The sequence below is a fragment of the Streptomyces sp. NPDC002520 genome (genome assembly GCF_053595235.1).
Genome location: NZ_JBSFXG010000044.1, coordinates 20,841 through 41,951, shown reverse-complemented (window position 1 = coordinate 41,951; position 21,111 = coordinate 20,841). Strand labels below are relative to the sequence as shown.

Annotated in this window: 21 protein-coding genes and 1 pseudogene; 10 read left to right on the top strand and 12 right to left on the bottom strand. The window is 72.4% G+C overall.

From position 1 onward, the window contains the following. The first annotated feature begins 80 nt into the window (after positions 1-80). The 5 genes from ACWD5D_RS38390 (at position 81) to ACWD5D_RS38370 (ending at position 4,800) form a co-directional block, all read left to right on the top strand. Positions 81-1,610 (top strand): aldehyde dehydrogenase (NADP(+)), encoded by a 1,530-nt coding sequence (locus ACWD5D_RS38390; RefSeq protein ID WP_451377442.1) that lies wholly within the window; start codon positions 81-83, stop codon positions 1,608-1,610. 30 nt (positions 1,611-1,640) lie between these two features. Beyond that, on the top strand, positions 1,641-2,249 hold the full coding sequence (locus tag ACWD5D_RS38385) for a DUF1349 domain-containing protein (protein ID WP_451377441.1): 609 nt from the start codon (positions 1,641-1,643) through the stop codon (positions 2,247-2,249). Positions 2,250-2,319: 70 nt separating this feature from the next. Further along, positions 2,320-2,823, top strand: a complete 504-nt coding sequence (locus ACWD5D_RS38380) for an N-acetyltransferase family protein (protein WP_451377440.1) — start codon at positions 2,320-2,322, stop codon at positions 2,821-2,823. 76 nt (positions 2,824-2,899) lie between these two features. Then, positions 2,900-3,625, top strand: coding sequence for a DsbA family oxidoreductase (locus tag ACWD5D_RS38375; protein ID WP_451377439.1), 726 nt, complete (start codon positions 2,900-2,902; stop codon positions 3,623-3,625). A 113-nt stretch (positions 3,626-3,738) separates the two neighbouring features. Next, on the top strand, positions 3,739-4,800 hold the full coding sequence (locus tag ACWD5D_RS38370) for an aminotransferase class V-fold PLP-dependent enzyme (protein WP_451377438.1): 1,062 nt from the start codon (positions 3,739-3,741) through the stop codon (positions 4,798-4,800). Positions 4,801-4,830: 30 nt separating this feature from the next. Here ACWD5D_RS38370 and ACWD5D_RS38365 read toward each other — a convergent pair. From ACWD5D_RS38365 to ACWD5D_RS38340, 6 genes and pseudogenes are all read right to left on the bottom strand, one after another. Next, positions 4,831-5,064: pseudogene (locus tag ACWD5D_RS38365) on the bottom strand (MarR family winged helix-turn-helix transcriptional regulator); the annotation flags it as partial. A gap of 78 nt (positions 5,065-5,142) precedes the next feature. After that, a complete protein-coding gene (gene thpD, locus ACWD5D_RS38360) occupies positions 5,143-6,030 on the bottom strand; it encodes an ectoine hydroxylase (protein ID WP_451377437.1) in 888 nt (295 codons plus the stop codon). A 7-nt stretch (positions 6,031-6,037) separates the two neighbouring features. Then, positions 6,038-6,442 carry an ectoine synthase gene (locus ACWD5D_RS38355; RefSeq protein WP_451377436.1) on the bottom strand — a complete coding sequence of 135 codons (405 nt, stop codon included), beginning with the start codon at positions 6,440-6,442 and terminating at the stop codon, positions 6,038-6,040. Between the two features lie 57 nt (positions 6,443-6,499). Continuing rightward, positions 6,500-7,771, bottom strand: coding sequence for a diaminobutyrate--2-oxoglutarate transaminase (gene ectB / locus ACWD5D_RS38350; protein ID WP_451377435.1), 1,272 nt, complete (start codon positions 7,769-7,771; stop codon positions 6,500-6,502). Positions 7,772-7,870: 99 nt separating this feature from the next. After that, positions 7,871-8,377, bottom strand: a complete 507-nt coding sequence (ectA, locus tag ACWD5D_RS38345) for a diaminobutyrate acetyltransferase (RefSeq protein ID WP_451377434.1) — start codon at positions 8,375-8,377, stop codon at positions 7,871-7,873. 313 nt (positions 8,378-8,690) lie between these two features. Further along, complete coding sequence (locus tag ACWD5D_RS38340) at positions 8,691-9,791, bottom strand: pyridoxal-phosphate-dependent aminotransferase family protein (RefSeq protein ID WP_451377433.1); 1,101 nt, start codon at positions 9,789-9,791, stop codon at positions 8,691-8,693. Positions 9,792-9,977: 186 nt separating this feature from the next. On the opposite strand from ACWD5D_RS38340, the gene ACWD5D_RS38335 reads away from it, so the two are divergent. The 5 genes from ACWD5D_RS38335 (at position 9,978) to ACWD5D_RS38315 (ending at position 14,700) form a co-directional block, all read left to right on the top strand. Then, positions 9,978-10,823, top strand: coding sequence for a transporter substrate-binding domain-containing protein (locus ACWD5D_RS38335; RefSeq protein ID WP_451377432.1), 846 nt, complete (start codon positions 9,978-9,980; stop codon positions 10,821-10,823). Continuing rightward, positions 10,820-11,662, top strand: coding sequence for an amino acid ABC transporter permease (locus ACWD5D_RS38330; protein ID WP_451377431.1), 843 nt, complete (start codon positions 10,820-10,822; stop codon positions 11,660-11,662). Before ACWD5D_RS38335 ends, ACWD5D_RS38330 begins: the two co-directional genes overlap by 4 nt. Next, positions 11,659-12,483, top strand: a complete 825-nt coding sequence (locus tag ACWD5D_RS38325; RefSeq protein ID WP_451377430.1) for an amino acid ABC transporter ATP-binding protein — start codon at positions 11,659-11,661, stop codon at positions 12,481-12,483. Before ACWD5D_RS38330 ends, ACWD5D_RS38325 begins: the two co-directional genes overlap by 4 nt. A 42-nt stretch (positions 12,484-12,525) precedes the next feature. Then, complete coding sequence (locus ACWD5D_RS38320; RefSeq protein WP_451377429.1) at positions 12,526-13,617, top strand: amidohydrolase family protein; 1,092 nt, start codon at positions 12,526-12,528, stop codon at positions 13,615-13,617. 174 nt (positions 13,618-13,791) lie between these two features. Then, positions 13,792-14,700 (top strand): SCO1860 family LAETG-anchored protein, encoded by a 909-nt coding sequence (locus tag ACWD5D_RS38315; RefSeq protein WP_451377428.1) that lies wholly within the window; start codon positions 13,792-13,794, stop codon positions 14,698-14,700. A gap of 17 nt (positions 14,701-14,717) precedes the next feature. Here ACWD5D_RS38315 and cobC read toward each other — a convergent pair whose 3' ends face one another. Genes cobC through cobM form a run of 6 tightly spaced genes read right to left on the bottom strand, consistent with a single transcriptional unit; the run spans position 14,718 to position 21,092 of the window. After that, positions 14,718-15,782, bottom strand: a complete 1,065-nt coding sequence (cobC, locus tag ACWD5D_RS38310; protein WP_451377427.1) for an Rv2231c family pyridoxal phosphate-dependent protein CobC — start codon at positions 15,780-15,782, stop codon at positions 14,718-14,720. Beyond that, the gene (locus tag ACWD5D_RS38305) at positions 15,772-16,701 is read right to left on the bottom strand and encodes a sirohydrochlorin chelatase (RefSeq protein WP_451377426.1); all 930 of its coding nucleotides are present in this window, start codon (positions 16,699-16,701) and stop codon (positions 15,772-15,774) included. Before ACWD5D_RS38305 ends, cobC begins: the two co-directional genes overlap by 11 nt. After that, positions 16,698-17,285, bottom strand: a complete 588-nt coding sequence (locus ACWD5D_RS38300) for a precorrin-8X methylmutase (protein WP_451377425.1) — start codon at positions 17,283-17,285, stop codon at positions 16,698-16,700. Before ACWD5D_RS38300 ends, ACWD5D_RS38305 begins: the two co-directional genes overlap by 4 nt. Further along, the gene (gene cobJ / locus ACWD5D_RS38295) at positions 17,282-19,033 is read right to left on the bottom strand and encodes a precorrin-3B C(17)-methyltransferase (protein ID WP_451377424.1); all 1,752 of its coding nucleotides are present in this window, start codon (positions 19,031-19,033) and stop codon (positions 17,282-17,284) included. The genes ACWD5D_RS38300 and cobJ overlap by 4 nt, the downstream gene beginning before the upstream one ends. Further along, positions 19,030-20,277, bottom strand: a complete 1,248-nt coding sequence (gene cbiE, locus ACWD5D_RS38290) for a precorrin-6y C5,15-methyltransferase (decarboxylating) subunit CbiE (protein WP_451377423.1) — start codon at positions 20,275-20,277, stop codon at positions 19,030-19,032. The genes cobJ and cbiE overlap by 4 nt, the downstream gene beginning before the upstream one ends. Next, complete coding sequence (gene cobM / locus ACWD5D_RS38285; RefSeq protein WP_451377422.1) at positions 20,274-21,092, bottom strand: precorrin-4 C(11)-methyltransferase; 819 nt, start codon at positions 21,090-21,092, stop codon at positions 20,274-20,276. The genes cbiE and cobM overlap by 4 nt, the downstream gene beginning before the upstream one ends. Positions 21,093-21,111: the final 19 nt, after the last annotated feature.

The following is a 21,111-nucleotide window of genomic DNA, read 5'->3' as shown; positions in this document are numbered from 1 at the left end:
TCATCAGAGACGGCGTTCAGTATATCGAACGCAACTGACGATCGACCTCGAAAGTACGGCCTCACTGGGAGGGACCCGCGGTGGCAGCATCACCAGTCTGGAGTGTCGACCCGCGCAACGGGAAGCAGCGGGAACAGGTTGCGGTGGAGGCCACAGCGCAGGAGGTGGACGCGGCCGTCCGGGCGGCGCACGCGGCGCGCGGCGCCCTCGCCGACCGCGCGGTCCGCTCCGCCTTCCTGCGCTCGGCCGCCGCCGGCCTGGACGCGGCCAAGGACGGTCTGATCGAGACCGCCGACGCAGAGACCGCCCTCGGCCCGGTCCGGCTGACCGGCGAACTCGCCCGCACGACCTACCAGTTGCGTTCCTTCGCGGACATCGTCGACGAGGGCGCCTTCCTGGACGTCGTCATCGACCACCCCGACGACACCCCCACCCCACCCGTCCCGGACCTGCGCCGCTACAAGGTCCCCCTCGGTGTCGTGGCCGTCTACTCCGCCTCCAACTTCCCCTTCGCCTTCTCCGTCGCCGGCGGCGACACCGCGAGCGCGCTGGCCGCGGGCTGCCCCGTGGTCGTCAAGGCCCACCCCGACCATCCGGCCCTGTCCGAGCTGGTCGCCAAGGTGCTGCGCCGGGCCGCCGCCGAGCACGGCATCCCGGAGGGCGTCGTCGGCCTCGTGCACGGCTTCGACGCGGGCGTCGAGCTGATCCGGCATCCGCTGGTCACCGCCGCCGGCTTCACCGGCTCCGTGCGGGGCGGACGGGCCCTGTTCGACGCGGCCGCCGCGCGCCCGGTGCCGATCCCGTTCCACGGCGAACTGGGCTCGCTGAACCCGGTCGTGGTGACCGAGGCGGCCGTGGCCGAGCGGGCGGAGGCGATCGGCGCCGGGCTCGCCGGGTCCATGACCCTCGGAGTCGGCCAGTTCTGCGTGAAGCCCGGCCTCGTGCTGGTGCCGTCCGGCGCGGCGGGCGACGGGCTGGTCAAGACGCTCACCGACGCGGTCAGCGACACCGAGGCCGGAGTGCTGCTCGACCACCGCATGCGGGACAACTTCGTCGCGGGCGTCGCCGAACGGGGCCGGCTGCCCGAGGTGGAGTCCCCGGTCACCCCGGGGGCGGGCGGCGCGCACACCGTCAGCGCGGGCTTCCTCACCGTGCCGGCGGCGAGGCTGGCCGAGGGCGGGGCGTACGACCTGCTGCTGGAGGAGTGCTTCGGGCCGGTGACCGTGGTGGTGCGGTACGACGACGAGGCCGAGGTCTCGGCGGTCCTTTCGCGGCTGCCGGGCAACCTCTCCGCGACCGTCCAGATGTCCTCGGCGGAGGCCGCGGGGGAGGGGCGGGGCGCGGAGATCCTCGCCGAACTGACGCCGCTCGCCGGGCGCGTGGTGGTGAACGGATGGCCGACGGGCGTCGCCGTGGCGCCGGCCCAGCACCACGGAGGGCCCTATCCGGCGACCACCTCCATGTCCACGTCCGTGGGCGGGACGGCCATCGAGCGGTGGCTGCGGCCGGTGGCGTACCAGGGGGCGCCCGAGGCCCTGCTGCCCAGGGAACTGCGCGACGACAACCCGCTGGGGCTGCCCCGAAGGTTCAACGGGGTCCTGGAGCGGTAGGCGGGCAGGCCACCCTGCGATGATGGGGCGATGGACGTGGAACTTCCCGAACTGCCCTTCGCCCTTCGCACCTACGGACCCGACGGGCACTGGTCGTACGAGGACGGTGTGCTCACGGGATGGGCGGGCCCCCGGCAGGACCGGTTCGTGCCGCCGGCCGGGGAAGCCCTGGACCCCGCCGCCGACGCGCCCCGGCTGCTCGGGGCGCCCGAAGGCGACTTCCAGCTGATCGCCCGCGTCACGGTGGGGTTCCGTGCCTCCTTCGACGCGGGCGTGCTGTACGTCCATGTCGGCGACCGGGCGTGGGCCAAGCTCTGTCTGGAGTACTCCCCGGACGTGCCCACCATCTGCACCGTGGTCACCCGGGGGCACTCCGACGACGCGAACTCCTTCACCGTGGAAGGCAGTTCGGTGTGGCTGCGGGTCAGCAGGACCGGCCGGGCGCTCGCCTTCCACGCCTCGCGCGACGGGGAACGCTGGACCTTCGTGCGGTTGTTCACCCTCGGCGACGAGAAGGAGACGGGAGCGGCGCTGGTCGGGTTCATGACGCAGTCGCCGCTCGGCGAGGGCTGTGTGGTGACGTACGACCACATCGAGTTCCGCGACACCTGGCCGGACGACCTGCGCGACGGCAGCTGACGATCCGGGCGGCGGCGGGCGAGGGCGAGCGCCACGCAACCGGAACGGGCCCCGCGGCGTCCTCCGTTGCATGATCAGTGCACGTGTGACCGGTGCCCGGGTGATCCGCACCGCCCTGCCCGCCGAGGCCGAGGACATCGCCGATCTGCACGTCCGGGCGCGCTCCACCTACTATCCGGACGGGCTTCCCCCGACCGACGTCGACTGGGTGGAGGCCTGGCGCACCTCCATCGCGCGCCCCGACGCCCATGTGCTGTGCGCCGTCGAGCAGGGCCGCATCGTGGGCATCGCCTCCTTCCGCACCCCGGACGGCGCACCCGCGGACACGGTCAAGCTGTTCCAGTTCCACATCGACCCCGGCCGCTGGCGCTCCGGCCTCGGCACGGCCCTGCACACGGCCTGCGAGGAGCAGTGGCGGGCCGACGGCAGGCGCACGGCCGTCCTCGACGTGCACGTGGACAACGCGCGCGCCCAGGCCTTCTACGCCCGCCAGGGCTGGCTCCCCGACCCGGAGAACCCGCCCGCCGAGGGCGACCACCACCTCGTCCTGCGCTTCGCCGTGTCCGGGGAATGAACACGCCTGTTTGAACGTTCACGTACTGGGGGGAGAGATCCTCCGTCCCCGTACGACCTGGAGAAGAGCCGAAGACATGCGCGTCGAGATCTGGAGCGACATCGCCTGCCCCTGGTGCTACGTGGGCAAGGCCCGCTTCGAGAAGGCGCTGGCTGCCTTCCCGCACCGCGACGAGGTCGAGGTGGTGCACCGCTCCTTCGAGCTGGACCCGGGCCGCGCCAAGGGCGACACCCAGCCGGTGATCACCATGCTCACGAAGAAGTACGGCATGAGCGAGGCGCAGGCCCAGGCCGGCGAGGACAACCTGGGCGCCCAGGCCGCCGCCGAGGGCCTGGACTACCGCACCCGGGGCCGCGACCACGGCAACACCTTCGACATGCACCGCCTGCTGCACCTCGCCAAGGAGCAGGGCAGGCAGGACGAGCTGATCCAGATCCTCTACCGGGCCAACTTCGCCGAGGAACGGTCCGTCTTCGCCGAGAGCGACGAGCGGCTGGTGGAGCTGGCCGTCGAGGCCGGCCTGGACGCCGGCACCGTCCGCGGTGTGCTGGCCGACCCCACCGCCTACGCCGACGAGGTCCGCGCCGACGAGCGCGAGGCCGCCCAGCTCGGCGCGAACGGTGTCCCCTTCTTCGTGCTGGACCGCAAGTACGGCGTCTCCGGCGCCCAGCCCGCCGAGGTCTTCACCCAGGCGCTGACCCAGGCCTGGGGCGAGCGTTCCCCGCTGAAGCTGCTGGACCAGGCCGGCCAGGGGGACGGGGCGGCCTGTGGCCCGGACGGGTGCGCGGTGCCGCAGGGCTGAGCAACCGCAGGACCGGGAAACCGCAGCTCGGCGCGGACGTATAAGCGTTCCTAAGCGCATCTGCTCATAAATACGCGATGGACTGCCAGGTCCCTGGGTCGCAGAGTGGACCCATGGAGACCACGGAGACGTTCGAGAGCCTCGTCCGCGCCGAGTTCACCCCGCAGAACACCTTCCTGAACACCGCGAGCAACGGCCTGCTGCCCGCCCGTACCGTCGCCGCCCTCAACGAGGCGGCGCTGCTGCGGGCCGCGGGCCGGCCCCTGACCCCGCTCTACGAGGACGTGGAGGCCGTCCGGGCCGCCTACGCCCGCCTCGCCGGTGTCCCCGCCGGCCGGGTCGCCGCCGGCGCCTCCGTCGCCGCGCACACCGGGGTGATCGCCGCTTCCCTGCCGGCCGGCGCCGAAGTCCTCACCGCCGAGGACGACTTCACCTCCGTGCTGAACCCGTTCCACGTCCGCGGCGACCTCAAGGTCCGCGCGGTGCCGCTGGAGCGGATCCCCGAGTCCGTCCGGCCGGGGACCGCGCTCGTCGCGGTCAGCGCCGCCCAGTCCGCCGACGGGCGCGTCGCCGACCTGCCCGCTCTGCGCGAGGCCGCCCGCGCGCACGGCGCGCGCACCTACGTCGACTGCTCCCAGGCCGCCGGCTGGCTGCCGGTGGACGCGAGCGCCTACGACTTCACCGCCACCGTCTCCTTCAAGTGGCTGCTGGGCCCGCACGGCGCGGCCTTCCTCACGGTCCCCGAGGACTTCGGCGGTCTGACGCCGGTGCTCGCGGGCTGGGCCGCCGGCGAGGAGCCCTGGGAGAGCTGCTACGGCCCGGTCGCCGAACTCGCCCACTCCGCAAGGCGGTTCGACCTCAGCCACGCCCTGTTCACCTTCGCGGGCCTGCGGCGCTCCCTGGAACTGCTGGAGGAACTCGGCCCGGCCGCCGTCCACGCGCACGACGTGGCCCTCGCCGACCGGTTCCGGGACGGACTCGCCTCCCTCGGTCACGCGGCCGTGCCCGCGCCCGGCTCGGCGATCGTCTCGGTGCCCGGACTCGGCGACCGCCAGCCCGAGTTGAGCCGTGCGGACATCGAGGTCTCCAACCGCGCCGGCAACCTGCGCGCGGCGTTCCACCTGTACAACACGCCCGCCGACGTGGACCGGCTGCTGAACGCGCTGTCCGCCTGACGAGTCCGCGCGGTCCGGTCGGCCCCGTGCCGCGTTCCGATCGCACAGGTTGGCCTCGACCCGGCCGAGCAGTGTGAGCAGCTGCTCGCGCTCGGCCGGGGCCAGCCCGGCGAGGCTCTCCTCCTCCAGCACGCTCCACACGCGCTCCACCTCGGCCAGCAGCCGGGTGCCCGAATCCGTCGCCTCCACCAGCACCGCGCGCCGGTCCGCCGGGTCCGGCAGCCGCCGTACGTGCCCGGCCTGCTCCAGCCGCTGCAGCATCTCTACCCGGCGCTGTGACATGCGTCAGGGGCCTCCGGGCTGTCCCACCTTACGGAGGCCCCTGACGCGGCATCTGTCACCTCACCGCACGGGGGTGAAGTCCCTGGCCCCGATGAACTCCGGCCGGCGCACCGGCGCCGCGAACGGCTCCACCGCGGCGTTCTCCACGCTGTTGAACACGATGAAGACATTGCTGCGCGGGAACGGCGTGATGTTGTCGCCGGACCCGTGCATGCAGTTGCAGTCGAACCAGGTCGCCGAGCCGGCCGGGCCGGTGAACAGCCTGATGCCGTACTCGCTCGCCAGCTTGGTCAGCGCCTCGTCCGAGGGCGTGCCGGCGTCCTGCATCTGCAGCGACTTCTTGTAGTTGTCCGTCGGTGTGGCCCCGGCGCAGCCCAGGAACGTCCGGTGCGAGCCCGGCATGATCATGAGCCCGCCGTTGGTGTCGTGGTTCTCGGTCAGCGCGATCGAGACGGACACCGTACGCATGTTGGGCAGGCCGTCCTCGGCGTGCCAGGTCTCGAAGTCCGAGTGCCAGTAGAAGCCGCTCGCGCCGAAACCGGGCTTGACGTTGATCCGGGACTGGTGGACGTACACGTCCGAGCCGAGGATCTGCCGGGCCCGGCCGACCACCCGCTCGTCGCGCACCAGCCGCGCGAACACCTTGCTGATCCGGTGCACCTCGAAGACCGAGCGGATCTCCCGCGACCGCGGCTCGACGATCGCGCGCTCGTCGGCGCGGATCGCCGGGTCGGCGACCAGCCGGTCCAGCTCGCGCCGGTAGACCTCGACCTCGTCCGGCGTGATCAGCTGCTCGACGGCGAGGAAGCCGTCGCGTTCGTACGACGTGAGGTCCGACGCCGGGATCGGGCCGGGGGTGTCCGGGGAGCCCCAGACGACCGGGTCCTTGCGGGGGGTGGTCACCTCGGTGGTGGCGCGGCTGGGGTACAGGTCGGTGACGGTGGTCATCGTTGCCTCACACCTCCTCGGGCTCGGTGAGCAGGGGGTAGACGCCGTTCTCGTCGTGGTCCTCCCGTCCGGTGACCGGCGGGTTGAACACGCAGATGCAGCGGAAGTCCTCCTTGACGCGCAGCGTGTGCCGCTCGTGCCCGTCGAGCAGGTACATGGTGCCGGGGGTGATCGTGTGCGTCTTCCCGGTCTCGTGGTCGGTGAGTTCGGCCTCGCCCTCGGTGCAGACGACGGCCTCGATGTGGTTGGCGTACCACATCGACGTCTCGGTGCCTGCGTACAGGACGGTCTCGTGCAGGGAGAAGCCGACGCGCTCCTTGGCGAGCACGATGCGCTTGCTCTCCCAGGTGCCGGACTTCGCCCTCACATGCCGGTCGGTGCCTTCGATGTCCTTGAACGATCGGACGATCACGGTGCTGTGCTTCCTCCTCGGTGGATGGTGCCGGTTCCGGTTCCTCGGCGACCGGTGTCAGACGGTCTCGCGGACGGCGCGGGCCAGGACGCTCAGGCCCTCGTCCAGCTCGTCCGGGGTGATGGTGAGGGCGGGCAGCAGCTTGACGACCTCGCCCTGCGGTCCGGACGTCTCGATGAGCAGCCCGAGTTCGAAGGCCCGCCGGGCGATCCGGGAGGCCCGCTCCTTCTCGTGGAACTCCAGGCCCCACACCAGACCGCGTCCGCGGTACTCCTTGACGTCGGCGAGGTTCTCCTCGGTGATGTTGATCAGCCCCTGCTCGACCTGCTCGCCGCGGGTCCGGGTCTGCTTCTCCATGGCCGAGCCATCGGTCCAGTACGTCTCCAGGGCCGCGGTGGCGGTGACGAACGCGGGGTTGTTGCCGCGGAACGTGCCGTTGTGCTCGCCCGGCTCCCAGACGTCGAGTTCGGGCCGGAACAGGCACAGCGACATCGGCAGGCCGTAGCCGCTGATCGACTTGGACACGGTGACGATGTCGGGCGCGATGCCCGACTCCTCGAAGGAGAAGAAGGCGCCCGTGCGGCCGCAGCCCATCTGGATGTCGTCGACGATCAGCAGCATGTCCTGCCGCTCGCACAGCTCCTTGAGGGCGCGCAGCCACTCGGGCCGGGCCACGTTGATGCCGCCCTCGCCCTGCACGGTCTCCACGATCACCGCGGCCGGCTTGTTCAGGCCGGAGCCCTGGTCCTCCAGCAGCCGCTCGAACCACAGGAAGTCCGGCACCGTGCCGTCGAAGTAGTTGTCGAACGGCATCGGTGTGCCGTGCACCAGCGGGATGCCGGCACCGGCCCGCTTGAAGGCGTTGCCGGTGACGGCGAGGGAGCCCAGGGACATCCCGTGGAAGGCGTTCGTGAACGACACGATCGCCTCCCGCCCCTTCACCTTGCGGGCCAGCTTCAACGCCGACTCGACGGCGTTGGTGCCGGTCGGGCCCGGGAACATGACCTTGTACGGCAGATCGCGCGGGCGCAGCACCAGATCCTGGAAGGTCTGGAGGAAGGTCCGCTTGGCCGTGGTCGACATGTCCAGGCCGTGGGTCACCCCGTCCCGGGACAGATAGTCGATCAACGCCCGTTTCAGGACGGGGTTGTTGTGGCCGTAGTTGAGTGAGCCGGCGCCGGCGAAGAAGTCGAGGTAGCCGTGGCCGTCCTCGTCGTACATCCGGCTGCCCTGCGCACGGTCGAACACGGTGGGCCAGCCGCGGCAGTAGCTGCGCACCTCGGACTCGAGGGTCTCGAAGACACTGAGGTCGGGCTGGGTGATGGTCACGGTGAATCGCTCCTCAAAGCGAGCTGGAGTGCGGGTCGGCGGGGCGACGGGTCCGCGGGTCCGCGGACCGACGGATCGGCAGGTCGGCTGGTCGGCTGGTCAGTGGGGCAACGGGCCGATCCGGTACAGGACTTCGGGGTCGTGCGGGCCGTCCGGGAACAGGTCGGCGGGGAACAGCACCTCGCGGGTGAGGTCCGCGCCGTGGCGCTGCGCGAACGAGGTGAACAGCCGCTCGGAGGCGGTGTTCCCGGGGGTGATGGTGGTCTCGAGGGAGGTGACGCCGCGTTCGGCGGTGAGCCGCGCGGTCAGCCCGTCCAGCAGCGCGGCGGCGACCCCGCGACCCCGCTGGGCGGCGTCGACGGCGACCTGCCAGACGAGCAGGGTGCCGGGGCGGTCGGGCCGCACGTACCCGGTGACGAAACCGACGGGCTCACCGTCCGCCCCGCGTGCCACCGCCGAGGTGCCGGCGAAGTCCCGGCACCACAGCAGATAGCTGTACGAGGAGTTCAGATCGAGGGTTTTCGAGTCCTTGGCGAGGCGCCAGAGTGCGGCCCCGTCGGCCGTCGTCGGTCGGTCGATGAGCAGGTCTGCTGCAGCGGCAGTCATGCCGAAGGAATTTAGCGAGGCGAATTCAGAAATGCACGGCGGCGTCGAGCGAGATGGACGTCCGCTTGAGTCGTATGTCTGAAATATCCAACCTTGAATCGTGACAAAATACCCCTCATGTGGAATGTGTCACAGCCGAAAAATCCATGCGAAACATTGTTGTTTAGCTTCGCGAAAAGCGGGCAGGAGGATATGGGAAGCTGCCGTCGAATGAATTCGAAGGAATGGTGAAACCCTGTTTGGATTTCGGATTTCGGGAAAATAAAACGGCCCGCGCATTTCGCGCGGGCCGCTGTCGGGTGAAGGGCTCGGGTCAGCGCCAGGCCTCGTCCGCCGCCCGGCGGGCCGCCGCCAGGTCCACCGTGAGACCCCGCTCGGCGAGAGCCGCGCCCAGGGCCGCGAGAGAGCTGTGCACGGCGGCCGGGGTCGCGTCGGGACCGTAGTGATTGACCCGGATCATCTCCTTGGCCAGGGCGCCGCCCCCGGCCGCCAGCGGCAGCGCGGGGTCGCTCTCGAGGGCGCGGGCCACCAGCTCGGAGGCCACCACGCCCGACGGCACCCGCAGGGTCGTCGCGACCGGCGCCGCGTCCCGCGCCTCGTACACGTACGGCTCCAGGCCGCCGCCCAGGGCCACCGCGCCCGCGCGCACGGCCAGCGCCGCGCTACGGTGACGGCCCATCACCGCGTCCGGACCCGCCGCCTCGATCCGCTCCAGGCACGCCTCCAGCGCCAGCATCTCCAGCTGGGCCGGAGCGTGCAGCAGCGCCGTGCGGCCACCGTCGATCCAGCGCTCCTTCCAGTCCAGGAGGGACAGGTAGGAGCGGCGCGGGGCGTTGGGGTTCGCGGCCATCCGGGCCCACGCCCGCTCGCTCACCGAGATCGCCGAGACGCCGGCCGGCCCGCCCATCGCCTTCTGTGCCCCGATCACGCACAGGTCCACACCCCACGCGTCCGGCAGCACCGGCTCCGCGCCGACCGAGGCAACCGCGTCCAGGTAGAACAGCGCGCCGTGCTCCCGCACCACCTCGCCGATCTCCGCGACCGGGTTGGTGTTGCCGGTCGCGGCCTCCGCGTGGACGAGGGACACGAAGTCGATCTCCGGGTGCTCGGCGAGCGCCTCCCGGATCTGCGCCGCGGTCACCGCCGTGTGGAAGGGGACGGAGAGGTCGTGCACCGTCGCGCCGCAGTCCCTCAGCCAGTTCCCGAAGGTCTGGCCGTACGGGCCCGTGATCACGTTCAGCGCGGTCGTGCCGGGACCGGCCGCCGCGCGGATCGCGCCCTCCAGCGGCAGCAGCGCCTCGCCCTGCGTGATCACGACGTCCTGCCGCGTGTCCAGCAGCCGTGCCACCCGGTCCTCGATGGCGGCGAACCGCTCGGCGCTCAGCGGGGGCAGATCGAGGAAGGGGTGGGTCACGGCGGTGCTCTCTTCGTTCAGGAGGTCGTTCAGGAAGTCGTTCAGGGAGTTGTTCGGGGGTCCTTCAAGGGGACAACTCCACCGATCTTAAGTCGGGGGGGTCCTTGATCATGGGTTTGGTTTGAGAGACTCAAACTGATCCTTATAATCGGAACTGACAGTTCCCTCTACTGGGAGATTTCCTCCATGAAAACGCTCCTCGGACGCCGGACCCGCATCCTGGCCGCCACCACCGCGACGGCCGGGCTGGTGCTCGTGGCCGGCTGCTCCTCCAGCGACTCGGGGAGTGGCAAGACCACCGTCAAGGGGGTCCACCTCGCCAAGGCCGGTCAGCTGACCACCTGCACCCACCTGCCCTACCCGCCCTTCCAGTCGGAGGTCGACGGCAAGGTGCAGGGCTTCGACGTCTCCCTCATCGACCTCGTCGCCAAGGACCTGGGCGTCAAGCAGGTGATCAACGACACGCCGTTCGAGAACTTCAAGACCGGCGCGTTCCTCAACTCCGGCCAGTGCGACCTGGCCGCGGCCGGCATGACGATCACGCCCGAGCGCAAGAAGAACGTCGACTTCTCCGACCCGTACTTCGAGGCCACCCAGGCCGTCCTCGTGGACAAGAGCAGCGGCGTCAACTCGCTCGCCGACGTCAAGGCCAAGGGCAAGAAGCTCGGCGCCCAGGCGCAGACCACCGGCGAGGACTACGCCAAGAGCAAGGGTTACGACCCGGTCTCCTTCGAGTCCTCCGACGCGGTCATCAACGGCCTGCGCACCGGCCAGGTCCAGGCGGTCGTCATCGACTACCCGGTCGTCCAGGGCTGGCTGAAGGACAAGGCCAACGCGGACAAGTTCAAGCTCGTCGAGAACATCAAGACCGGTGAGCAGTACGGCTTCACGGTCAAGAAGGGCAACAAGGTCCTGCTCGACGCCATCAACAAGGCCCTCACGACCGCCAAGGCCGACGGCACCTACAAGAAGATCTACGAGCAGTGGATCGGCCCGTACGACGCCTCCGCGGCCTCTCCCGCCGCCTCATGAGCGAGCTCGACGTACGACTCCAGCCGAAGAACCCGAAGAAGAAGGGCCTGACCCGGCGGCAGAAGCGCCGGCTCTCGCGCGGCATCCAGTACGTCGTGTTCGTCGCCGCCGTGATCGCTGTGGCGGTCACGGCGGACTGGGGCCGGCTGCAGAACCAGTTCGCGCAGGGCTCCATCGCCCGGCAGATGTTCCCGGACGTCATCACGCTGGCGCTGAAGAACACCGTGCTGTTCACGGTGTCCGGCTTCGCCGTCGGCGTGGTGCTCGGCCTGGTCGTCGCCCTGATGCGGCTGTCCTCGGTGGGGCCCTACCGCTGGCTGGCCGGCGTCTACATCGAGATCTTCCGCGGCCTGCCCGCCCTGCTGATCTTCGTCTTCATCGCGGTGGCCGTGCCGCTGGCCTTCCCGGGCACCGAGATCCCCGGCGGCACGTACGGCAAGGCCGCGCTCGGCCTCGGGCTCATCGGCGCCGCCTACATGGCGGAGACCTTCCGCGCCGGTATCCAGGCGGTGCCCAAGGGGCAGACGGAGGCGGCCCGTTCGCTGGGCTTCTCGCCCGCCCGCGCGATGATCTCCATCATCATCCCGCAGGCCGTGCGGATCATCCTCCCGCCGCTCACCAACGAGCTGATCATGCTCTTCAAGGACTCCTCCCTCGTCCTGCTGCTCGGTGTGACCCTGGAGGAGCGCGAACTGTCCAAGTTCGGCCGGGACCTGGCGAGCACGACCGCCAACTCCACGCCGATCCTGGTCGCGGGCCTGTGCTACCTGCTGGTCACCATCCCGCTCGGCTTCGTCGCCCGCCGCATGGAGGCCAAGGCCCAGAAGGAGATCACGTGACCCGCCCGGAGACCAGCCCCGAGATCCGCGTCCAGGACCTGTACAAGTCCTTCGGCGACAACCACGTCCTGCGCGGGATCGACCTGGAGATCAACCAGGGCGAGGTCGTCTGTGTCATCGGCCCGTCCGGCTCCGGCAAGTCGACCCTGCTGCGGTGCGTGAACCTCCTGGAGGAGCCCTCCAAGGGGCAGGTCTTCGTCGGCGGCACCGAGATCACCGACCCGGACGTCGACATCGACGCCGCCCGCCGCCGGATCGGCATGGTCTTCCAGCAGTTCAACCTCTTCCCGCACCTCAGCGTCACCGAGAACCTCACGCTCCCGCAGCGACGGGTCCTTCGGCGCGACAAGAGGACGGCCGCGAGGATCGCCGCCGAGAACCTGGCCCGGGTCGGCCTGTCCGAGAAGGCGGGCGCCTACCCGTCGTCCCTCTCCGGCGGCCAGCAGCAGCGCGTGGCCATCGCCCGCGCGCTCGCCATGGGCCCCGAGGTGATGCTCTTCGACGAGCCGACCTCCGCGCTCGACCCCGAGCTCGTCGGTGACGTCCTCGCGGTGATGCGGAGCCTCGCCGAGGACGGCATGACGATGATGGTCGTCACGCACGAGATGACCTTCGCGCGCGAGGTCGCCGACCGGGTCGTCTTCATGGACGGCGGCGTGATCGTCGAGGACGGCAGCCCCGAGCAGGTCATCGGCGACCCGCAGCACGAGCGCACCCGCCACTTCCTGTCCCGCCTGCTCGACCCGGCGATGGCCGAGGTGGAGGAGGAGACCTCGGACCAGGTGGGGAAGTCGGACCAGGTGGGCAAGACAGAGGCGTAGCTCACTAACGGGACCGCGTCCCGGCTCATTAAGGTGCGATACATGAGCGATCGCGCGGTGCTGCACGTGAAGGGCCGGGTCCTGGCGGGGCCCGAGGACGTCCGCGACGAGCTGTGGGTGATCGGGGGCCGCGTCTCCTACGACCGCCCCGCCGGCGTCCGGGACGTCCGGACCGTCGAGGGCTGGACGCTGCCCGGCCTGGTCGACGCGCACTGCCACGTCGGTCTGGGCGCCGAGGGCCCGGTGGACGCGGACACCGCCGAGAAGCAGGCGCTGACCGACCGGGAGGCCGGCACCCTGCTGGTCCGCGACGCGGGCTCGCCCTCCGACACCCGCTGGGTCGACGACCGCGAGGACCTCCCGAAGATCATCCGGGCCGGCCGGCACATCGCCCGCACCCGGCGCTACATCCGCAACTTCGCCCACGAGATCGAGCCGGACGAACTCGTCGCGTACGTCGCCCAGGAGGCCCGGCGCGGTGACGGCTGGGTCAAGCTGGTCGGCGACTGGATCGACCGCGACCTCGGTGACCTGTCCGCCTGCTGGCCGCGCGACGCCGTCGAGGCGGCCATCGCCGAGGCCCACCGGCTCGGCGCCCGCGTCACCGCGCACTGTTTCGCGGAGAGTTCGCTGCGCGACCTGGTCGAGGCGGGCATCGACTGCGTCGAGCACGCCACCGGGCTCACCGACGAGCTGATCCCGCTGTTCGCCGAGCGCGGCGTCGCGATCGTCCCGACCCTCGTCAACATCGCCACCTTCCCGCGGCTCGCGGCCGGCGGCGACACCAGGTACCCGCGCTGGTCGGCCCACATGCGCCGGCTGCACGAGCGCCGCTACGACACCGTGCGCGGGGCCTACGACGCCGGGATCCCGGTGTACGTCGGCACGGACGCGGGCGGCACGCTGGCGCACGGACTGGTCGCCGCCGAGGTCGAGGAACTGGTCACGGCCGGCATCCCGCCGCTGGACGCCCTCTCGGCGACGAGCTGGGGCGCCCGCGCCTGGCTCGGACGCCCCGGCCTGGAGGAGGGCGCACCGGCCGACCTCGTCGTGTACGAGGCCGATCCCCGTGCGGACGTACGGGTGTTGGCGGCACCGCGCCGGGTGGTCCTGAACGGGCACGTCGTTGAGTAGAGGGGCGTAGGGGCTAGGGGCTAGGGGTGCGGGGGAACGGGTGTGCCCAATGTTTCGAAGAAACGTGCGGAGTATCCACGAATGAGTGAAGTAACTCAGGATTGCCGCCCGTTCACCCTCAGTGCGTAACAGTTGTCGGGTCCCAAGCATGTTCCGTCTGGGGGTCCCACCACCTTGAACAGCAACAACTTCCGCATGCCCGCACGCCGTCTCGCCGCCGTGGCGACGGTCACCGCCCTCGCCGCAGGTCCCGCGGCCCTGGGCGCGGGCGCCGCACACGCGACCGAGGACCACGGTCGCGCCTCCGCCGTCGTGCTGCGCACCGGGCTCGACGTGTCCCTGCTCAACAAGACCGTGAACGTCCCGCTCGCGCTCTCCCTCAACGAGGTCCAGGCGCCGCGCAGCGCCGACAGGACCGCGCTGTCGGCCCGGCTCGACGGGGTGAACGGAGGAAGCCCGTTCACGGTTCTCGGCGCGGACGTCGCCTCGGCCAAGGCCACCGTGACGTCGAAGAGCGCCGAGGGCTCCGTCCGTGTCGTCCACGCCCGGCTGCACGTGCCGGGCCTGCCCCTGCTCTCCGTGATCGAGGCCGACACGGTGACCGCCAAGGCGACCTGCGAAGTGGGCAGACGGCCCGTCGCCTCGGCGAACGTCCTCGGCGCCGTCACCGTCCTCGGCAAGCGCGTCACGCTCACCGCCGGCGGCCCCACCGAGGTGAAGGTGCCCGGCGTCGGCGAGGTCCGCCTCGACCTCTCCCAACGCCGGACCACCACGCGCACGGCCGCCGCGACGGCCCTCGAACTCAAGGTCTCCGTCAACCCGTTGAAGCTCAACGTCGCCGAGGTGGAAGGGACGGTCACGCTGGCCAAGGCCACGTGCGAGTCGCCCATGCACCCGCCGAAGGGCAACCCGGTCCCGAGCCACGACCCGGCCGCCGCCGTGAAACCCCAGGGCGCCCGAGCCGAAGCCGACCTCGCGGAGACGGGCGGCAGCTCGGCGACGCCGTACATCGCGGGCGGCGCACTGGTGCTGGTGCTGGTGGGCGGCGGAGCGCTGACGGTGGCACGCCGCCGCAAGGGCTGACGGAACTCCTGGCGGGGTCAGCCCAGCGCGCGCTCCAGCCCCGCCAGGAACCCGTTCACCGTGGCCCTGTCGCGCACGGCCATGCGGATCCAGTCGTCGTCCAGACCGGGAAACGTGTCCCCGCGCCGTACCGCGTAGCCCAGCTCGCGCAGGCGCCGTCGCACCGCGGCGGCGCCCGGCACGCGCACCAGCACGAACGGGCCCTCGGCGGGACCGGCCACCCGTACACCCCGGTCGGCGAACGCGGCCAGGCCCGTCACCAGGTGGGCGCGGTCCGCCGCGATCCGATGCGCCGCGTGCGCGGCCTCCGCCAGCGCCCTCGGCGCCACACACGCCGCCGCCGCGGCCAGCGCCGGCGTCGACACCGGCCACAACGGCTGCGCCCGCTCCAACTCGGCGACGATCTCCGAAGGAGCCAGTACGTACCCGATCCGCAGCCCGGCCAGACCCCACGTCTTGGTCAGACTGCGCAGCACGACCAGACCCGGCACATCGGTCCGCCCGGCCAGCGCCTCCCGCTCGCCCGGCACGGCGTCCATGAACGCCTCGTCGACCACCAGCGTCCGACCCGGGCGAGCGAGCCGGACGACGGCCTCGGCGGGATGCAGCACCGACGTCGGATTCGTCGGGTTCCCGATCACCACCAGGTCGGCGTCCTCCGGGACGGCCGCCGGGTCCAGCCGGAAGCCGTCGGCCTCCCGCAGCAGCACCCGGTCCACGGTGTGCCCCGCATCCCGCAGCGCCGCCTCCGGCTCGGTGAACTGCGGATGCACGACCACCGGCCGGCGCACCTTCAGCGCCCGCGCCAGCAGCACGAACGCCTCCGCCGCGCCCGCCGTCAGCAGCACCCGGTCCACCGGCAGCCCGTGCCGCGCCGCCACCGCCGCCCGCGCGGCCCGTCCGTCCGGGTAGGCCGCGAGCGACGACAGGGATCCGGCGATCTCTTCCCGCAGCCACGCCGGAGGCGTGTCCGCCCGCACGTTGACGGCGAGGTCGACCAGCGCGGCCCCGTCGTCCCGCACCTCGGCGTCCCCGTGGTGACGCAGATCGTGCCCGGTGTGCCCGGAGTCCTCAGTGCGCATGGCTGTGGGAGTGCCCCCCGTGATGGTGGTGCCCGTGGTGGTGCCCGTCGTCGTCCGGGTGGAAGTGCGGCTGCTGCGGCAGCCCCACCTTGTCCTCGAACCCCGGCAGCGCGATCCGGTACACGCACGAGTCGCAGTTCATGCGCAGATCGCCCTTGACGGCCTCCTCGTAGCGCTCCATCACCAGGTCCAGCAGCTCCGGCTCGGGTCCTATGACGTCCGCCGAGCACACCTCGACCTCGGCATGCGCCGCGGCCCACTGGCCGGTCTGCTCCCGCACCCGGTCCGGGAGGATCCCGGTGAACAGGAAGTAGGGCAGGACGACGATCCGCCGGGCGCCCAGCTTCACGCACCGGTCGAGACCGCTCGGCACGTCCGGCGCCGCCAGCGACACGAACGCCGTCTCCACACCGGCGTACCCGCGCCCCTCCCACAGCAGCCGCGCCGCCTTGTGCACCTCGGCGTTGGCGTCCGGGTCGGTGGACCCGCGCCCCACCAGCAGCACGGTGACGTCGGCCCGGTCCGCGGGGTCGTGCCCGGCCGCGCCCAGCGCCTCGTCCAGCCGCCGCTCCAGCACCGACAGCAGCGACGGGTGCGGGCCGAGCGGACGCCCGTAGGTGTACGAGATCCCCGGGTGCCGTTCCTTCTCGCGGGTCAGCGCCGCCGGGATGTCCCCCTTGGCGTGCCCGGCGGACACCAGCATGAGCGGCACGGCCGCGAACCGCCGCACCCCGCGCTCCACCAGCTCGGTGACGGCGTCGCCCAGCGGCGGCGGGGACAGCTCGATGAAGCCGCCGGCGACGGGCAGTTCGGGGTGCCGGCGGCCCAGCTCCCGTACGAAGTCGCGGAACGCTTCGGCTCCGGCCTCGTCCCGGGTGCCGTGGCCGGCGACGAGCAGCGCGGGGGGAGGGGTGGTCACGGTGTCTCCTTCGCGGAAATCGGGTGGTACAGCAGGGCGTTGAGCGCTGCGGCGGCGACCGCCGAGCCGCCCTTCTCGGACACGTTGCTCACGGCGGGCAGCCCGCTCGCGCGCAGCGCCTCCTTGGACTCGGCCGCGCCGACGAAGCCGACGGGCAGGCCGATGACGAGTGCGGGGGAGGCGTCCAGGGTCAGCAGCTCCTCCAGGGCGGTTGGCGCACAGCCGATCACCCAGATCGCCCCGGGCCCGACCTGCTCGTACGCGAGCCGGATCGCGTGCGCCGAACGGGTCAGCCCCGGCCCGGACCCGGCGTCCTTCAGCCGGCAGACGGTGTCCCGGCGGGTGATGCCGGCCGCGACCATCTCCACGTCCACGACGACCGGCGCGCCCGCGTGCAGCGCGGCGTGCGCCGTGACCAGGTCCGCCTCGTCTATGACGAGGTCGTTCGCGTACTCCAGGTCGGCGGCGGAGTGGATGACCCGCTCGACCACCGCCCTGGTCAGCGGCGGGAAGTGCGCGGTGTCCAGGCGGGCGCGCAGCCGCCGGAAGGACTCCTGCTCGATGGGATGGACGATCCTGTTCACCGGGCCTCCTCCTGCGTGCTCGGCCGCGTGCTCTCCTGCCCCGCGGCGGAGCCGCTCGCCGACGCGGACTCCTGCCAGCGGTAGCCGCGCGGGGTCACCATGCGCCCGGCGATGTTCCGGGTCGCGGTGTTGCCCACGGTGACGACGGTCATCATGTCGACACTCGCCGGGTCCAGCGCCGCGAGAGTGGTCAGCCGGCTGGACTCGTCCGGCCGCGAGGCGTTGCGGACGACACCGGCCGGCGTCGTCGGCTCCCGGTGCTCCGCGAGGATCGCGAGCGCCTTGGGCAGCTGCCAGTCGCGGCCCCGGGAGCGCGGGTTGTAGAAGGTGACCACGATGTCCGCCTCGGCGGCCGCCCGCACCCGCCGCTCGATGACCTCCCACGGCGTGTGCAGGTCGGACAGGCTGATCGACACATGGTCGTGCCCGAGCGGCGCGCCCAGGATCGCCCCGGCGGCCAGCGCCGCCGTCACACCCGGCACGCCGACCACGTCGATGTCGTCGGACGCCTCGGCGAGCGCGGGGGAGGCCATGGCGTACACGCCCGCGTCACCGCTGCCGATCAGCGCCACCGCACGCCCCTCGCGGGCCTCGGCGACCGCCGTACGGGCCCGCTCCTCCTCCGCGCCGAGCCCCGACTCCAGCACCCGGGTGCCGGGCCGCAGCAGGTCGCGGATCTGGTCGACGTACTGGTCGAGGCCGACCAGCACGGAGGCCCGGCGCAGTTCCTCGGCCGCGCGCGGGGTGAGCAGGTCCCGGGCGCCCGGCCCGAGCCCGACCACCGCGAGCCGCCCGCGCGCCGGACGCCGTACGACCGCACAGGTCGCCATCGCCGGCCGGCCGTCGGCGTGCTCGGACTTCCGCTTGGGCACGAGGAGTTCGCCTCCGCGCACCAGCGCCGCCGCCTCCGCCACGGACGGGGTGCCGACGGCCGCGAGGGGCGCGTCGGACGGGTTGGGCACCTCGACGGCCGCCAGCTGCCCGGCCGGGTACGTCACCAGAGGTACTCCCAGCCGCTCGGCGGCGGCCACGATGCCCGGCTCCTCCGACTTGGCGTCCACGGTGGCGAGTTCGGCGACCGACCGGACCGACAGTCCGGCCTCCAGGAGCGTCTCCTCGACCAGCCCGAGCACTTCCTCGGCGGGCGCGCCCTTGGACGCGCCGACGCCGACCACCAGGGACGGGGGCCGCAGCAGCACCTCCCGCTCACCCGGCTCGACCGCCCGGTCCGTCAGGCGGATCGTGTACGACCCCTGCGGCGAGGTGGGCAGCGGCGGCAGCGGCCACGGCAACTCGGCCTCCAGGGCGACGGGTTCACCGTCCAGCAGAGCCCGCGACACCGAGGCCACCGCTCCCTCGAACGGGAACCCGAGGGTGTCCAGACCCGGCAGCCCCACCGAGTCCGTCGCCGTCGTCACCACCGGCTCGGCTCCCAGCAACGCGCCCACCTCACGGGCGAGTTCGTTGGCGCCGCCGCCGTGCCCGCCGACCAGCGACACCGCGAACCGGCCGCCCTCGTCCACGCACACCACACCCGGGTCCGTCGCCTTGTCACCGAGCAGCGGCGCGAGCAGCCGTACCGTCGCGCCCGTCGCCAGGAAGCACACCAACTGCTCGCACTCGGCGAACGCGGCCCGTACGGCCGCGCCGACGGGACCGTCGTACACCCGCGTACGGTCCGGCCAGGCCGCGGCCAGCCGGTCGCGCGCCGCCGCCCCCGCCGCGGTGGCGGAAATGAGGCCGATCACGGAGTCACTCCTTCACTGGATGCCGGGGGCCGCACGCCCCACAGCAGGAAAACGGGATTGGTGGCCGCGAGCCGGGTCACGTCGCCCGGCAGCGGTGCCAGCCGGGACGACTGCAGCAGCACTCCGTCGCAGTGGAACCCGGCGCTCGTCAGTGCCCGGCGCGCCGCCGGCACCCGGTCCAGCGCGGCCATGGCGACGACCACGGTCCGCCGCGCCCGCCGTGCGCACGCCTCGACGACTGCGGGAAGTTCGCGCCCCCCGCCGCCGACGAACACGGCGTCGGGGTCGTCGGCGAGGCCGGACAGCGCGTCCGGCGCCTCGCCGTGCAGCACGCGCACGTCGGCACCGTGCGCGTCCGCGTTGGCGCGGATCCGCTCGACCCCGTCCGGGGTCTTCTCGACGGCGACGACGGCCGCGCCGAGCCGCGCGCACTCCACCGCCACCGAGCCGGAGCCCGCGCCGACGTCCCACACCAGGTCGCCCGGGCGCGGCCCGAGCCGGGCGAGGGCCAGCGCCCGCACCTCGAACTTGGTGATCATCGAGTCGCGGTGCGCGAACGCGCCCTCGTCCAGGGCCCATCCGGCCGGCCGCTCGGGCACCCCGGCGACCGTGCGCACGGCGCCGAGTGCCCGTGCCTCGTCCAGGCACAGCACCACGCTCACCGCCGCACCCCAGTCCCGGGCGGCGGCCTCGGCCGGTGTCACCCGCTCCACGCGCTCGCGCTCCGGATCGCCGAGCGCGCTCGCCACGACGAGCACCCGGTCGCCGTCGGCGAGGAGGGCCGCCCCCAGCTCGGCGGGCCCGGCCCCCGGCCCGGTCAGCACGGCCGTCTTCGGGTGCGCCCGGCACACGTTGACCGCGGTGCGCAGGTCACGCCCGTGCGCGCTCACGACGACCGCGTCGTCCCACGGCAGCCCGATCCGGGCGAACGCGGCGGCCACCGAGGACACCCCCGGCCGCACGTCCAGTCGCTCGGACCCGAACCGCTCGGCCAGTGCCCGCACGATCCCGAAGAACCCGGGATCGCCGGAGGCCAGCACGGCCACCGGCAACTCCTTGCCGACGTACTCCGCGATCGCGTCCAGGGCGGGCGCCAGCGGCCCGAGCACGATGCGCTCCGCGCCCTCGGGCAGCTGCACCGCGTCCAGGTGACGCCGTCCGCCGACCACCAGGGCGGCCTTCGCGAGCACGTCCCGCGGGACGGGCGCTCCCGCCTGGGTGCCCGTGCCGACGACCGTGATCAACTGCTCGCTCCCCGCTCGCGCAGCGCCCGCCGCGCCTGCGGGTCGGCCTTGCGATAGCCGTGGAAGTGACCGGGGTGGTACAGGTGCGAGCGGGTGCCGTGGGCGTCCAGGGCCGGGCCGACCAGGAAGAGCGTGTGCTTCCAGAGCTTGTGCTCCTTGACCGTCTCCTCCAGCGTGCCGATCGTGCACTTCACGACCAGCTCCTCCGGCCAGGTCGCCTGGTGGGCGATGACGACCGGGGTGTCCGTCGGGTAGCCGCCCTCCAGCAGCTCCCGCACCAGCTGGCCGCTGCGCGCCGCCGACAGGAAGATCGCCATGGTGGTGCCGTGCCGGGCGAACTCGCGCACCTCCTCACCGGGCGGCATCGGCGTCTTGCCGCCGCCGAGCCGGGTGAGGACCACGGACTGGGCGACCTCCGGGATGGTCAGCTCGCGCTGCGCGAGCGCGGCGACGGCCGAGAAGGAGGAGACACCCGGGACGACCTCCGTGGCGATCCCGACCTCCGCGCACCGGTCCAGCTGCTCCTGCGTGCCGCCCCACAGCGCCGGGTCCCCGGAGTGGATCCGCGCCACCCGCAGCCCTTCCGCGTGGGCTCGCCGGTAGACGGCGACGACGTCCTCCAGGGACATGGTCGCCGAGTCCAGGATCTCCGCGTCCTCGCGCGCGTGCTCCAGGACCTCCGCCTGGACCAGGCTCGCCGCCCAGATCACCACGTCCGCCTCGGCGATCGCGCGCGCGGCGCGGAACGTCAGCAGGTCGGCGGCGCCGGGGCCGGCACCGACGAACGTCACCTTGCCGGTGGGGGCATCGGCCATGGGAAGGGGTCCTCTCGTA